We start from the raw sequence: 886 nt of genomic DNA on the forward strand, positions 1-886 counted from the left end.
CCAGGAGTTACACCTGCATCACTTTGGCTGCTCAACCTTACAGGTGTCTTCGGCATGGTGAATAAAACATCATATCGACCACCACCAGCAATAAGTAGTTTTTGATTCTTTATTAAGGTAGGCGATTGAATATTATTCCCATCTATTGCTGCTACTTGAAATGGAACTCCTGACAATTGGAAAGATTGCGGGTAGTTCTGGGCATTAATAATTCGCAATCTGACAAGTGTACCTGTTCGAATCGTTTGACGATCAAGTGTATCTTTCAACCCATACGTGGGAGTCAATGAGCCGTTATCCGACAATTGCCACGCATGACTTAAAACGGTGATATCTTTTGTATTGGGTTGTGCATTTTCTTTAGGCTCTACAATCAAGGAGCCAAACAACCCTTTTATTACTTGCTTTGCGGATTGTTGATGGGAATGGTACCAATACGTTCCTACTTGTTTGGCTTGAAAACGGTAGACATGCGTTCCCCCAGGTAATACGGAATCTTGCGTCACTCCTGCAACGCCATCTTCTGCATTCGGAACATTGTAACCATGCCAGTGAATCGTTACTCCGTCTTCTATATCTTTATTTTTCAAGACAACTTCAATTATGTCCCCTTGTTTTACTCGTAATGCTGGACCAGGAGTGATTCCATTAAAGGTCCAAGCTTCCATAGTCTTACCAGAACTTAATTTTACTTGCTTTTTTTGTGCAACTAATTCAAAATGATGGTCTGCTTTCTTGTTTCGCGGACCTGTTAAGGTCGTTACACTTATTTCTTTATTATGCATGGAGTGGTTCATCGTTTGCATTTTCATTTCCTTATGATGCATGTTTCCCATATTTATACGATCAGGAAGAACAGATACTTTCATAGATGAGTAGTACCAGC

At 40.4% G+C, this 886-nt stretch carries 1 protein-coding gene; it reads right to left on the reverse strand.

Annotated features, from left to right (window positions below; all coding sequences use genetic code 11):
* Positions 1-806 (reverse strand): multicopper oxidase family protein (locus tag GSM42_RS20300; RefSeq protein WP_237446733.1); only part of this gene is annotated, 806 nt, incomplete at its 3' end.
* Between the last annotated feature and the right edge of the window lie 80 nt (positions 807-886).

This window comes from Shimazuella alba (assembly GCF_009831235.1).
Taxonomy (GTDB): Bacteria; Bacillota; Bacilli; order Thermoactinomycetales; family Thermoactinomycetaceae; genus Shimazuella; species Shimazuella alba.